The following is a 14,790-nucleotide window of genomic DNA, read 5'->3' on the forward strand; positions in this document are numbered from 1 at the left end:
TGGAGTTTGATATCGCTTAGAAACAGGCCCAAAGGCCTGTTATGTATCAGGGCAGAAACAGCTTAGGCTGGCGTTCTTTAAAGGGGCCGATACCTGCCAGGCTTTCCGGGCCAGCGGAACCTTCTTCTATGATAATATGCGCGTTACTGCCGCCGAGGCCAAAGGAACTGACTCCGCCGATACGCGGTTTTTCACTCGTCCACGGCTGAAGCTGGCGGGCGACACTAAAAGCGTGCGCGTGCGGCGCACATTCCGCTGAAAAATGCCCGAAAGTGTTCATGGGATATACCACTTTATGCGTTAGCGCCAGCACCATTTTAATTAATCCAGCCACCCCGGCTGCGGCATCAAGGTGCCCGATATTGGCCTTCACGCTGCCTAACCAGAGGGAACTTTCAGGGCGCGCGGAAAAAATAGTGGCCAGGGAGGATAACTCAATAGCATCGCCTACTTGCGTGCCCGTACCATGCGCTTCAAGGTTCGTCACCTCTCCAGGCTCGATACCCGCTCGCAAAATCGCCTTTTGAATAACTTTTATTTGCCCCTGGGCGCTGGGAGTAGTGAACCCCATACGTTTCCCGCCGTCATTATTGATTGCTGACCCTCGCACAATGCCATGTAGCGCGCCGCTAATTCGCCCTTCGATATAATCGGCTAGACGACATAATACAACAGCGCCGCCTCCTTCACCGCGCACAGTCCCACAGGCTGACTGGCTAAATGGGCTGCACTCGCCGTTTGCTGACATGATGCTGCCCGGCACGTAAAGATACCCCCGGTGTTGCGGCCAGCCGACAGAGACGCCGCCTGCAACCGCGACCTCACAGTCTCCCGCCAGCAGTGACTGGCAAGCAAGATGGACAGCAACAAGCGAGCCGGAACAGGCGGTTTGCAGCGTGACCGCTGGTCCTTCACAACCCAGACGATAAGCGACATTAGAGGCCAGATGCGATGCCCCGTTGAAAATGTCGAGGCTAAAGCGTTTAATGGATTCTTCGTCAAGATCGGCAAATGCGCCTGCGTAATCGTTCTGGCTCTGGGTGGCAAATACCCCCACGGAAGGGGTCGTTTTGCAGTCAATACCGGCATGTTCCAGCGCCAGATGCGCCATTTCGAGAAACTGACGATGTTGAGGATCGGTCAGGCGTGCTTCGGCCGGCGGGATCCGATAGAGGCTATTATCAAACATCGCTGCATTATCCAGCACTGCGCGAAAAGGCCGGTAGTCCGGATGCTGGCGCATCGAAGCCGATACGCCTGCGGCATCAAGCTCCTCTTCGCTTAATTTTCGGATGGTTGAAGCGCCTGTGCGCAAAATGTGATGAAAGGCCTGGGGAGAGTCCGCCCCCGCGACGCGGCACCAGTAACCGATAATGGCGATTGCATTATCATAGCGATGAATGGTCATGACAGCTGTTCTCCTGAGCCGGACAGCGCTCTGTTTGCGGGAAGAATATTGTTTAGCAACGCTTCCTGATCGGCGATCGTCGGGTAATTAAATAAGTCCACAACGCTAAGATGAGTATTGAAATGACCGTTCAGCGCCTTCTGCAGATCGAGAAGAAGCAGAGAGTGACCGCCTGCGTCAAAAAAGTTCATTTCTGCATCAAGAGGCTCATCTGTTTCGAGAATACGGCGCCATATTTGTTCTACGGGCCGTATATTCTCGCTTGCCTGCGTGCTTAACTTCTGGCGCTGGTGCTGATGGAACAAAGCATTAAGAGCTTTATTGTCTATTTTCCCGGATAGGGCCAGCGGAAACGCACCGACAACAATCATCTGTTCCGGTACGGCAAAAGCGGGCAACGCGTTACGTAATGCGCGGGTTAATGCCGCGGTATCAAACGTATCGGGCGAGAAGGGCTTGATAAACGCGACCAGCGTATCTTTGCCGTTCTCCTGCGTGGCAATAAGGGCGTGGCTTGCCGATACACCCGCGAATTCATCTATTTGCGCTTCTATGGCAGAGAGTTCGAGGCGTACGCCTCGCAGCTTAACCTGCCGGTCCTGGCGGGCGATAAACTCCAGCTGACCTTCTTCATTCCATCTGACCCAATCCCCGGTTTTGTAAGCGGCGCCGCTAAGCTCAGCAGAGAGTTGCAGCGTAATAAACCCTTTTTGATCCTCGGTACCTAAATAGCCAAGCCCGACGCAGTCGCCCATCAGGATAAGTTCGCCTGGCGCGCCGGCCGGTACCGGGCGCTGCTGTTTATCGACCACCGCAACATAAACGTTGGGGATGGGGTTGCCGATGGGAACATTTCGCGCCAGCGGTAATTCAATGGTTTGGTAGACACAACCGATAGACGCCTCGGTAGGGCCGTACGCGTTAATGATTTTGGCATCAGGCAGCAGCGCTTTGACTCTTTTTGCCGTTGCGATTGGCAAACTCTCTGCACCGATAATAACCCAGCGCAAAGAGCGCAGTTTCCGGCGTAAAGAGGAAGAGTTTTCCAGGGCCGGAAGCAGGGCGCTAAGTACCGAAGGAACAAAATCGATGACGGTTACCTGTTCTTTTTCAATCAGCCCGGCCAACGCGACGGGATCGAAGAGTTCATTGCGGGAAGGAAGAACAGAGCGCCCGCCTGACGTCAGCGGCCAGAGAAGTTGCCAGACTGAACTGTCATAGATCCAAGGTGTGGTTTTAAGCGTGACCGGTGTGCCTTCGCCATACATCTGGCTCATCCAGGCAAAGCGATTCGCAATACCGCGCCAGGGTATCGCCGCCACTTTGGGTTCGCCTGTCGTTCCAGAGGTCGATATCGCGTACACGGGCGATAAAGGTTGCGGCGTTAAAACGGTTACCCGTTCACTCATCTCAGCCGATTTTTGAAGATGCCGGACATTCTCCAGCGCAAGAGACGCGCCAAGGTAAAAGCGGGCCGCTGTTTTGGCCGCGACTTGGGCGATTTGTCGTTGCGGCCAGTGACGATTAACCGGAACCCATGCCGCGCCGCTGAGAATTATTCCGAGGATCTCACTGACCGGGTGGCCATCGTCCTCTATACCCACCAGCACAAACTCGCCATATTTCACCCCCGCGCCGTGAAGTGCATGAGCGAAACGGGAGGCCTCTTCCATCAGCGCAGCATAGGTCAGTTCAACCTGGCCGGAAATGGCTACGCTCTCCGGCGATGCGCTGATACTCTCCAGGATAGCAGGAAGTACGGCGGGAGTGGGTTGGCGCCGATCAATGCCTGAACGCCTCTTCAGCAGCAACGCTTGCTGCTTTGGAGGCAGCAACGATAGCGTATCGAGCCGCTCACGCGGTAGGCTGACGAGTTGCTCAGTCGCCCATGCAACGTGCTGCGCTAGGCGTTCAATAAAAGCGGCTTTGAAAAGTCGGCTATCGCCATCAATAAATATCTCCAGCGTATCGTTACTCAGCTCGCCTGTTAAGGAGAGTTCGCAACTCAACGATCCCGACCAGCTTTCTTCCTGCCGGCAGTTTTTCAGTGTCACCAGTCCCGCTTCACGTAAATCATGAAACGAGTAGGTCGTCTGAAACAGGGGATGACGCCCCGCCAGTTTTTCCTGTGAGGCGACACGCACGATCTCCTCAAAAGGTATGGCGGAAAAATCCAGCGCTGACAGGAAACGCTGATGGAGAGCCTGACACAGCGAGTTAAACGTAACCCCGGCGGAAAGTTCGCAGCGCAGAGGCAGAATATTCAGAAAAGGCCCCACCGCCGTCTGAGCTTGCGCAACCGGGCGCAACGAAACCGGTAAACCCAGCACGACTTCATTATCGTGACTGTAGAGCGACAATACAGCGGCATAAGCAGCGGCGATGATTATTGGAAAGGTAATTTTCTGCCCGGCGGCATAGCGGTGGAGCGTGTCCAGCGACTGGCCGCTGATTTGCGCTTTGCTTCTCAACACCGCCTGATGCGTCTTGCTGTCACTACCTTCCACGGGCATATTTAACGCGGTCGGGGCGCCAGAAAGCGTTTTCTGCCAGAAGGCGAGGCCGCCCTCATCAAGCTGCAATTGTTGCTCGCTGGCGATAAGTGCAGCGCTATTTGCGAAATCATCAGCCATCGTTGTCCCTGATAAGCACGAAAGGGCTTCGTCGATTTCTTTTATCACTATCTGCACTGAGAACTCATCACAGATAATATGGTGAAAGGCAAAAATAAGATAATCTGCCTCCGGCGTGCTCACCCCCTGCAGCCGCCAGGGGCGTTTATGGGGTAAATCAAACCCGCGGCCGCTATGCGCTGGCGCATTATCAGGGGTAACAGGAAGCGTTAATGCTGGTTGCTCCTGCCAGCTAATGACTACGGATATCTCAGGATAAATGCGCCATTGCGGCCAGCCACCATCATGGTTTACCAGCTCTGCTCTCAGTAACTGATGGCGATTAAACACTTGCGTTATGATTTGATTGAGCCGCTCGCGCGCCGTGCCTTTGGCAAAACGCAGTGTCCGCAGCAGGATATTTTTACCTCCCGCCAGCGGTGATCGCTGATAGTCATACCAGAACCTGCGTTGCGAGCTAATCAGAGGCAGTGTATTTTTTTCATCGAATGCGAACGTATCAGACTGCATTTTCCACTCCTGTTTTTACCTGCTCAATAAATTCATTCAGCGTCGGGTTACGTAAAAGAGAAGAAGGACGTAAGCGGATCTTCATTTCCTGCTGGATACGCGAGATAACCGAAATGGCCGAGAGCGAACTCCCGCCGATATCCATAAATCGTTCGCTCAACGCGGGAAGCGAGTCAGCGCCTAGGCAGGCCTGCCATACGGTTGCTACCTGGCGAGAAAAGGTGTCGTTGATAATGGCGTGTTCTGTTCTGAACGAAGGCACAGGCAGCGAGGAGAGATCGACCTTTCCATTTGGTCGGTACTGAAACTTGGCGACCGGGATAATGCGCGCAGGCACGGCTGTTTGCGGCAGGCGCAGGCGTAAGTCAGCCAGTACGCTTTCTTCCTCGACACTCTCTTTCGTGGTCAAAACCCATGAAACAAGCCAGCTGTATCCTTGCTCGTTAGCGATAAGGCGCGTGGCGGCATCTTCTATACCGGGTTGTTCGACCAGTAATGCGTTGATCTCTTCAAGTTCTATGCGGATCCCGGCAATTTTCACCTGGTTGTCTTTTCGCCCGAAATAGATCAAACGGCCGTCGGGAAGAGGTCTTGCCAGATCGCCCGTGGCATGGCTGGTTTTTCGAGGGGCTGCTTGTAGCCGTGCGATATCCTGGGGCTGGTTGACGTAACCCATAAAAACGTTTGGACTTTCGAGCACAATTTCACCCACCACGCCGTCCGCTGTGGCGGTCTGATTAATAAGTTGTACCGCCATTTCGGCGACGGGATAGCCAATCGGCAAGCCCGGGATGTCAAGCCTCTCTCCCTGATGAAATTTTGCCTGTAGCGCAAGCGTGGATTCAGACGGTCCAAAGCCATTAATCAATATTGCTGCGGGGGAGAATGAGCGATTAAAAAGCAGCAGGTCCGAGCGTCTTGCCAGCTCTCCGCCAAGCACCACTGCTCTGATGTCATCAAAGGATGCGCCTTTGCGGGCGTCATTAAAAATAAGCCGGAACACAGAAGGCGTGGAATGGAAAACCGTAATGCGACGTTGCAAGAGTCTCTGGCGGAAGCTTTTTACGGTGTGCTGAAGCAGTGTCACGGGGACCAGCGTTGCGCCGGTTAATAACGCCGCAAAAATGTCCATTAAGGCGGCATCGTAGCCAAAACTCGCCACCATAATGATGCGGTCATCAGCCTTAATATTGAGGCTCTCAATATAATGAAGCATATGCTGGCGAAGCGCCGTTTCACTCTGGGCAACACCTTTAGGTGTGCCGGTCGTCCCTGACGTAAACAGGATATAGGCGATGCCTGCATTGGCTTCTTCAGCGGTCACTGGCGGAGGGAAAAGATTGGCCTGACTGATATTATCAATACGGAGATTGACTCGCGTGCTGTCTGTATAGCTATCGGTAAGTATTAGTTCTACTGATGCCGTTAACAGAATCGCCTGAATTCTGGCTTCAGGTAAGTCGGTACTGACAGGAATAAAAATGACCTGATTGCGCAGACAGGCCAGCATTGCCGCGATCGCATTAGCATGGTTGCGGCATATGATAGCGACAGGTTTATCACGAAATCCAATTAACCGTGCAATATCCTGCGCATGGGTAAAGAGGTTCCGGTAACTGATATCACCGTTATCTCCAGAAATAGCGAGGGCCTCTGGCGTCTTCTGTGTAACGTTGTTAAAGAGAGTGAACAAAGAATCATTCGGCTTACTCATTATTCATTTTCCTTCCGTAGAATACGCGTTGACGACAGACGTAATGCTCTCCACCCACTGGCGGAGCAAAAGATCCAGCTCTGACTGGCTGTAGATGCTGGCGCGGCCATCGAGGAAAAGCTGCACGCTGTTCTCATCAAAACGTGCCTGGAAATTCAGCACAGGATGAGAATGGCCTGTATTGATCTCTTTAGCCTGGGCGACCCCCCGCTCAATGCGATCAGCAAAATGACGGATGCAGCCGAACATCATCAGGGCTGATGAAGCGGGAAGGCGGCGGCGCAACTCATCCTGTAACCAGTTTGCGGAGACAAAAGCGTGCTTTCGCGTGGCACGTACGCAGCGGCGGGTCATTTCAAGGTTGGTTTGCCACGAAGACGCGGTGAGAAAGGGCAGAATTAAAGGGACCGGTGTTGCGTAAAAACCTGCCTGCCCATGTGTTGCAAGCGCATCCCTGGTAGACATTATTGTGCCAATGGTAATAGCGGTGTCGCCTGCGTTTTTTTGCAGTACTGGTACCAGGGCTGAAAGCAGAAATTCATAAAGCGTCGCGCGCGCTTGCTGACAGAGCTTCCCTATCTGCTGGTACAAAGAGGTTTGCAGCGAACAGGACGAGCGCAAGGCGCGGGTATCGAACCAGTCGATATCGTTATTGACTACGGTCAGGCTGGCGGTGGTGTATTTTATTTTTTCTAAGGCTGAAAACCACCATAAACGGTTTTGATGCTCACGATCTGTGCAGTTATCAATCCGCGCGAGCGGCACAGTTTTTACCTGTTGCCCACGGATAAGCGCACTGTGAATAGTATGGAAAATAAGCTGTAACGACTCGTCATCAATTAGAAGATGATGGAACGTCAGGAGAACCACGGGAGCGGCATGTTGATTAAAAATGGCAGAGATACGCCAAAGCCCTGAGAGCGCGGGATCGATTATCTCATGCGCGGCTTCATGCTCTATGGCATGTAAATCTGCGGCATTAGAGCGTCCGCGAAAAAATTTAATTTGCGGTTTATCTGCCTGCAGTTCCCATTTATCCCCGGTCGGGATCATTGCGCGCATTAAGGGAAAAGCGTGGTAAAGCGTATCTGTTATCGCTATTACCTCTTCTTCACTTGCGCCAGCTGCCAGGGTTACTGAAAAACAGACATTATTAGCTGAACTATTATCGGTTAGCTGTGACAGGTAATACATCTGCTGCTGCGACTCGGTAAGGTCAGGCACCGGCAAGGGTTCTTTTTCCCGGTCAGTTATGGCGCTGAGGTAATCAATCAGACCGCTGACTGTTGGATAAAGGCTAATAACAGAATTCGGAAGCAATATGCCGAAGCGTGCCTTTATTTCCGCGGTAATTTTTAATATCGAGAGCGAATTTATGCCCAGCGAAAAAATATCTGTATGACGCATTATTGCAGGTTCGCCTGTAAGTTGGCTAAAAAGCGAAAGCAGGAATATTTCGGCATCGGCCTGCTTATTCGGGCGGTGACCGCTCTGCTTCAGGCGTGCTTCAGATTGCAATCGAAGCGTTTTACGATCGATTTTTCCGTTAGGCAGTTTAGGTAATGTCTCTTCGATGAAAAAACGCGCCGGTATCATATATTCCGGAAGTTTTTCTTTGAGCGACTCGCGTATTTTACGCGTATCTGACTCCGGCGAAGTGTTTACGACTAACCAGCCAACCAGCGAGACATTTTCCTCACCCGGAAATGCGGCGACCACAGCAGCTTCTGCAATCTCATCGAAATGGACGAGGGTTTCTTCGATTTGCTGCAATTCAATGCGAAATCCCCGCACTTTTACCTGATCGTCGGCCCTTCCTGCATAGTCAAGGCGACCATCCTCACGGCTGCGTCCAATATCGCCTGTTTTATAGGCCAGAAAGGGAGAACCTTCGGGCGTGAACAAAGTAATAAAACGCTCACGCGTGATGTCAGGGCGATTGATATAACCTGCCGCAACGCCTTTACCTGAAATATATATTTCCCCTGGCGTTCCGTTGGCCACAGGTTTAAGGTTGTCGTCGAGCAGATGAATTTGCGTGTCTTTAATAGGCTTTCCAATGGTGGGCGTTTTCTCATTGCGCGGCACAACATCCCAGGTCGAGTACGTGGTGGTCTCTGAAGGGCCATAAAGATTCACTACGCGGGTAACATTAGGCTGTTGGTATAGCGCGCTGACCAGTTCGCCGCTGAGGGCTTCCCCCGCAAGATTTACGACAAGCGGATCGGTATGGGGCAACGCCTGATGACGCAGGATCTCGCGCATCACTGAGGGGACGGTATTGATCAATGTTGGGCGATATGAGGCCGGTATTGACAGAATGGCGAGCGCATTACTCACCATAAAACATGTGCCGCCTGCACTGAGCGTGGCAAAAATTTCAAACAGCGAGAGGTCAAAACATATTGAAGTGCAGCATATTACTCGCGCCAGCTCCTCTGCTGTATAAGTTTCCCGCGCCCACTCGATAAAATTAACGGTGTTTTCATGCTTAATCAGCACGCCTTTGGGTACGCCAGTGGAACCTGATGTGTAAATTATGTAGCAAATATCGTCAGGGTTAATGTTTCGCTCAAATAAGGCGGTATGTTCGGATTGCGCGCCTGCGGTAAGAACATTGATATATTTCACCATAGCAACAGGCATATCATGTGCAAGAAGTTCGTCATGTAAAACAAGCCCGATATCAGCATCACGTATCACGAACTCGCGCCATTGTGCCGGGTAAGCCGGATCTAATGGAACCCAAGTGCAACCGGCACGCGACACGGCTAATAGTAAGCAGGGCAATAATGCATGGCGGGTTACGGCAATACCCACCTTTTCACCTGGGCTGAGACCCAACGCTAATATATAATTACTCCAGTAGGCGGAGCGGCTAAGTAAATCAGAATAGGTAAAAGCGTTACCCGCTTCATCGATAATGGCTGTTTTATCTTTATTTTCCTGCGCTTTTTCGATAATCATTTCATGTAATGCAGAATACATGTCATGCCTCCATTAAACAGACTTTACCCCAGTGGGCAGTTTAAATATTGTGGCCAGATAGCTATTAATTTCCGCAAGCAGTATCGATACGTTTTCATTAATAAAGAAGTGGCCGCCGGGAAATTCCCGGTAAATCGTTTCTTGCGTTGTCTGATTACGCCAGCTAAGTGCTTTATCACGGTGATGGGCGAAATCTTTATCGCCGGCAAGTAACAATATCGGAATATGCTCCGGTGGAGCCGGATGCCAGTTAAAGTTCTCTACAATAGTAAAGTCCGCTTTAATGGCGGGTAAGAACAGCGCCATCAGATCTGGATCACTTAAAACTCCCTCCGGCGTTCCGCCGTAGCATCGCAAGCGGGTAATAATTTCCTTATCTGACAATACTGCTTTAGTCGGCGCTTTAAAAAGCGAAATGCCTTTGCAGCCTGAAATGATTAACGCCTGTGGTTTTATAGACAAGCGCTGGCATATTTTATAAGCAAGAAGTCCGCCCATGCTATGGCCGAAAAATGCAAAAGGCTTAGCGTTATGCTGAAATAGCGGAATCATTGCCTCTATCAGTGCTTCCATTTCATAAAAGAGATTGGCAGGATAATGCGCGCCGCGACCGGGTAACTGTATGCCAATCAGCTCAATCTCCGGATGAAGTAACGTCTGCCATCGCATGAAGGTAGTGACGTTTCCGCCAGCATACGGAAAAACATACAGGCGAAATGGCTTATCAATACTATTTCTTTGCACCAACCATTTACTGTTTATTAGTTTTTGCATATCTGTTCAGCCCTGTGAAATGAACAACGACACGCGACCAGCGTCCTGACTTCGCCGGAATAATGACACTGTTATCTATTAAAGAGTCAAACAGCTGCCGCTAAGGGTGGCATTCTGACGATAGGGCCAGGCTATATTATGTTTACCATGACCGAACGGACCTTCGTAAAAGAGAGGTATTTTTAGCGGAGCAAGAATATCTATTATTTTTAGAATAATATCGTTTTCTCCCTGACCGCTGGCTGTACAGGCGTGAAATTCGCCCAAAATAATAGCCTTGACACCGTTAAATACGCCAGAGAAAATAAGCTGTTGTAAGCAGCGATCGATACGATATAAGGGTTCATTAACATCTTCGAGAAGAAAAAAGCATCCCTGCGCTTTATGCTGGAGTACCGTACCGCAAAGGCTGGCAATAACCGTAAGGTTACCGCCTGTTAAGGGCGCGCGGCACGGCTGGCAGGTATGCGCTAAAGAATTACCCGGTTTAAGGTGCCAGAATATTTCGCCAGCTTTGCCGTTCACCCAGGCCATTACAGCATTTTGGCTTTGCTCATCGCTATAATACGCTAACCTTTCAACCATCGGGCCATGTATCAGCCGCCCCGAACCACGTTGATAGAGTAACTCTAATAAGAGCGTGGCATCAGAACTCCCGATAATTGTTTTGTCCGTAGCGGGGAACGAAAGCAAATCAGGCAAGCAGTGAACCAGCCCATAACCGCCGCGAGCAAGCCAAACCGTATTACCGTCGGCTTCTTCAAGTGCCCATCTCAAATCATGAGCGCGTTGCTTAGCTGAACCCGCGCAATATCCACTTCGAGCCTCGATATTGGGGCCCAAAATAACGCGATGTCCCCGCGACTCGATCCAGTCAATACTCTGTTTAAGGTATTGCATATCAGGGCCGCTGGAAGGGGCAATAATAGCGACAGCGTCAGGCATGTTTCCTCTCCGGATTTTGAGTCGTTAATATATGCTTGCTAATAAGAGAGACCATTTCATCAAAACGTGTACGGCGGTAAATCTCACGTAATGGTATTGATAACTGAAAGCGTTGATTGATGTGCCAGAGTAATTGGGTCAACAGTAATGAATTACCGCCGGCAAGGAAAAAGTCCTCATCGTCACTGCCAGAATCATCGCCGAGGATCTGTTGCCAGATAAGACGCAGCGGCTGTTTTATTTTCTCTGCGTGGGTGTGGCGCGCTATTTCAGGGTTATTCTCCGTTTCATCTGTACAAGGCGCTGGCGTATTGGCAACAGGAAGTTGATGGCGTAATGCAAAAATGATTTCACTGATCGCTATATAAGGGTTTTCCGTAACCAGATCGATTAAATGCTGAAATGCGTTTAGTAAACCTGTAATACTTTTATCACTAAAGAGCGCTTCTTCATATTCTATGGTGCAATGCAAATATGAGTTCCAGTCAGAGATATTCATAATGATCGGAAATTTAGCACGACCATTGTGGACATTAATAATGGGAGAAAAACGCTTGCTTAACCGGGAGTCGTGAGACATTTTTCTCGGCTGATACTGAATATAGACATTGACCGGATCATCAATATTTCTCTGATGTACTTGTCTGTTGCGCTCGATCAGTTTCTCATAGGTCATTGCACGATGTTCGAAAGATTCAATAATACTGGCTTCATTCAGCCTTAAAAGAGAGGATACGTCCTGCTCATCTGTAAACTGATGATAAATAGCGAGGGTATTGATAAAACAGCCTAATGACTGGCGAAATTTAACTTTTTCCCGAAAAGCAGTGGTAGTTGCAATAAAGAAGCGGTTCTGGTTTGACCATGCGCCAATTAATAATCCCCAGAGCGTCAACAGGCCCGCAAATTCCGTTGCCTGCTCCTTGCGACACCAGGTGCGAAACTGCTGCAGCCTGTCGTTTTCAACGAAAGCTATTTTCTCACGACCCATTCTTGAACGATTGGCCTGTAATGGGGCTTCATAGGGAAGGGGAATTGGCGTAAAGTCTTTAGCTAATTGCCGATCCCAGTAGTCATACAGTTTCTGTTTTTGTTTTTCAAAACGCTGCGATTCAAAGTCTACATATTCTTTGTAAGGGGCTACCGGCGAAAGCGAGTACGCTTTGCCCTCGGCAATCTGCTGATAAATTAAATCCAGCTCCTGGATGAGGATATTAATCGAAGTCTGGTCGGTCGCAATATGATGCGTTAACAGCACTAACAGACTCTTACCCTCATCCAGTGGGGCATAAAATGCTCTGAATACCGGCCCATTGTGTAAATCGACAGGATAACGCGCAATAGTGGCGGCAATGTTACTGGCCTTTTCCTCACAGTCGCCGCCAGTCACGCTAAACGGTATTTTTTCTACGTGCCAGTCTTGAGGATCAACGACTTCCTGTGCGACCCTGCCTTCTATTATAGGGTAACGGGTGTGCAGAATATCATGGCGTCGAACCAGAGCGTTTAATGCTTCATATAACGCAAGGCTATTAGTATCGTTTTCAAGAACCATGGGGAGCGTGATGTTATAAAAAGGGCTCTCTGGTTCAAGCTGGCTCATATACCACAGTCGTTGTTGCGCTGCGGAAAGGCCAAACTCTCCTTCAGTCATCACTATGCACTCCTCGCTAGTTTACGGGCAGAAAAGTATTCTTTTAATTTTGCAATCTCCTCGAGCGAATGTAGCGCCTGTTCTTCCGGCACACCGAAATCGATCAAGCAGGCTATTTCATCAACGCCCGTTTCAACTAATTCTTCGATGATTTTTTTGCAATGTTCAGGCGTGCCAATAAGCGACGCGTCGCGGGTATAACGTCTGGTGGCATGTTCTACCAGCGCATCCTTATCACTATCGCTAAGACAGGTAATTTTATCGTAGTCAGCACGCGGCGCGGCAAAGCTCAGATGCTCTTTCAGATAGCGTTTCAGGGCTTCCACGCCATACTTATGCACCTCGGATTCATCAGGGCTGACAAAGGTATGCAACATCAACGTGATGCGGCCTGCATTATTCATCGCGCCCGGAATAAAGCTCTGCCGCCATGCAGAAATACGCGCTGCGAGCGTTTTACGATCCAAAGCCAGAAGACTGGTTAAAACATTTGCCCCTGCGGCGCCGGCTCTACGGAAACTCTCTTCGCTTTCGGAAGCGGTTAGCCATAGCGGCAGCGCTTTTTGTAACGGTCTTGGTAAGGTGAGGACCCGGGTATCGCGGCCCAGGCCATCGGGCGCGATAAAGGTATCGCCTCGCCAGAGAGTCATAATATCCTGAATATTCTGACGGAAAATATCACGACGTTGCAGGTAGTTTTCAGGTTTCAGTAAAAAATCTGATGGATGAAAGCCTGGCGCAACGGATAAACCGACGCGACCGTTTGAAATATTATCGATAACGCTCCATTCTTCCACCACGTTAACGGGATTATGCATCGGGAGCACGACGCTACCGGCACGAATATGTAATCGCTTCGTTGTTGCCGCAATTGCCGAGGCTATAATTGCCGGCGACGGAAAGAGCCCGCCAAAAGAATGAAAGTGCCGCTCAGGTACCCATATCGCTTCGAATCCGTTATCGTCAGCAAATTTAGCCGCACGCATAACCAGACTGTAAATATTTTCGCTCGCTTGTTCTGAAGCCTCTCCTGAGAAAAAGAAAACGCTGAAACCCGGACTATGTTCACGACGACCTGCCGGATCAGAAAGAGATGAAAAAGGGTTATTATTCGTCATAATCTTCTCCGGCTATTATTGCACACGATTAAGAAAGGCGGTCAGGGCTATAGGCGTAGGCTCCTGAAGAAAATCACGTAAGGGGATTTTTTTACCCGTTTTTTCATGGATTTTATCGATGACATCAAGAGCCGTAAGCGAGCACCCGCCAATATTAAAGAAATCATCCTTTTCATTTATTTTTTCTATTTCCAGTACGTCGATAATTGATTCTTTAACAATCTCACACAGCTGAGCACTATTAAGATTTTGCATGATTTATCCTTTTCAGTAATAAAATTACAGCATCATAATTGCACTAACTTGCACCTCTTTATTACCATCCCGTCTGTAGCTATGAAATATAGGGTGCGTTTCTCCTTGCGCGTTAATATCAACGCTACAAATTGTACAAAGCGACAGGCTATCAAAGCAGGTGATGCCGATATCCCGTAATTGATGTGTAATAACCGCTAATAAGTTTAATTTTCGAGGTTGTGGGTTCAGTGACTCTGGATTTATCGGGTAGCGGTCAGAGAATGCGTCAATTAATTCCTGTGATACTTCATAGCAGCATGGCATGGCACCCGGGCCTATACCAGCAACCCAATTTGCTAGGTCGTCCCCCTGATTATTTATTATTTCTTTTAAATTATAAATAATACCATTAAATGCGCCACGCCAGCCAACATGCAGCGCTGCGATGGCTGTGCCATCCTTACGTGAAAAAAGAACGGGGTAGCAATCCGCATTAACCAGCGTAAGCAGTATATTTCTTTTTTCTGTATACCAGCCATCAGCTGGCCCCACTTGCTGGCGGTTTTCCGTCGCGATAGCAATATTAACCCCATGCACCTGGGTCTTCATCGGGCGCGCGTGCCAGTGTGTTCTGGCAAAGGTTAATATAGGCTCGTGCAGGATGCCAAAACCATGCGTTACGCCTGATATCGCATTTAAAACAAAAGATTCCATATAAAGTGGCCTTTATATATTTGAGTTTTAAAAATAAAAATCTGTTAGTTTATTTATAAAAAAGAAAGCTGTTTTTATGGCGTGAAGAGCATTAA

Annotated in this window: 10 protein-coding genes; all 10 read right to left on the minus strand. The window is 49.6% G+C overall.

The window, feature by feature from the left end; genetic code table 11:
* Window positions 1-46 precede the first annotated feature (46 nt).
* The 10 genes from FOV68_RS09695 to FOV68_RS09740 all read right to left on the minus strand — a co-directional run bounded on the left by FOV68_RS09695 (window position 47) and on the right by FOV68_RS09740 (window position 14,695).
* Entirely contained in the window at window positions 47-1,408 is a 1,362-nt protein-coding gene (locus tag FOV68_RS09695) for a polyketide synthase (RefSeq protein ID WP_143990695.1), read from the minus strand.
* Window positions 1,405-4,551, minus strand: coding sequence for an AMP-binding protein (locus FOV68_RS09700; protein WP_143990696.1), 3,147 nt, complete (start codon window positions 4,549-4,551; stop codon window positions 1,405-1,407). Before FOV68_RS09700 ends, FOV68_RS09695 begins: the two co-directional genes overlap by 4 nt.
* Entirely contained in the window at window positions 4,541-6,265 is a 1,725-nt protein-coding gene (locus FOV68_RS09705) for a non-ribosomal peptide synthetase (RefSeq protein WP_143990697.1), read from the minus strand. The genes FOV68_RS09700 and FOV68_RS09705 overlap by 11 nt, the downstream gene beginning before the upstream one ends.
* Window positions 6,266-6,268: 3 nt before the next feature.
* Window positions 6,269-9,253 (minus strand): non-ribosomal peptide synthetase, encoded by a 2,985-nt coding sequence (locus FOV68_RS09710; protein ID WP_143990698.1) that lies wholly within the window; start codon window positions 9,251-9,253, stop codon window positions 6,269-6,271.
* Window positions 9,254-9,265: 12 nt separating this feature from the next.
* Window positions 9,266-10,027, minus strand: coding sequence for a thioesterase II family protein (locus FOV68_RS09715; RefSeq protein WP_143990699.1), 762 nt, complete (start codon window positions 10,025-10,027; stop codon window positions 9,266-9,268).
* Window positions 10,028-10,105: 78 nt separating this feature from the next.
* Window positions 10,106-10,972 (minus strand): LD-carboxypeptidase, encoded by an 867-nt coding sequence (locus tag FOV68_RS09720; RefSeq protein ID WP_143990700.1) that lies wholly within the window; start codon window positions 10,970-10,972, stop codon window positions 10,106-10,108.
* Complete coding sequence (locus tag FOV68_RS09725) at window positions 10,965-12,626, minus strand: condensation domain-containing protein (protein ID WP_255473659.1); 1,662 nt, start codon at window positions 12,624-12,626, stop codon at window positions 10,965-10,967. The genes FOV68_RS09720 and FOV68_RS09725 overlap by 8 nt, the downstream gene beginning before the upstream one ends.
* 2 nt (window positions 12,627-12,628) lie before the next feature.
* Window positions 12,629-13,744 (minus strand): MupA/Atu3671 family FMN-dependent luciferase-like monooxygenase, encoded by a 1,116-nt coding sequence (locus FOV68_RS09730; RefSeq protein ID WP_143990702.1) that lies wholly within the window; start codon window positions 13,742-13,744, stop codon window positions 12,629-12,631.
* Between the two features lie 15 nt (window positions 13,745-13,759).
* A complete protein-coding gene (locus FOV68_RS09735; protein WP_143990703.1) occupies window positions 13,760-13,999 on the minus strand; it encodes a phosphopantetheine-binding protein in 240 nt (79 codons plus the stop codon).
* 24 nt (window positions 14,000-14,023) lie between these two features.
* On the minus strand, window positions 14,024-14,695 hold the full coding sequence (locus FOV68_RS09740) for a polyphenol oxidase family protein (RefSeq protein ID WP_143990704.1): 672 nt from the start codon (window positions 14,693-14,695) through the stop codon (window positions 14,024-14,026).
* Window positions 14,696-14,790 lie beyond the last annotated feature (95 nt).

The sequence above is a fragment of the Pantoea sp. paga genome, assembly GCF_007558755.1.
Lineage (GTDB): Bacteria > Pseudomonadota > Gammaproteobacteria > Enterobacterales > Enterobacteriaceae > Pantoea > Pantoea agglomerans.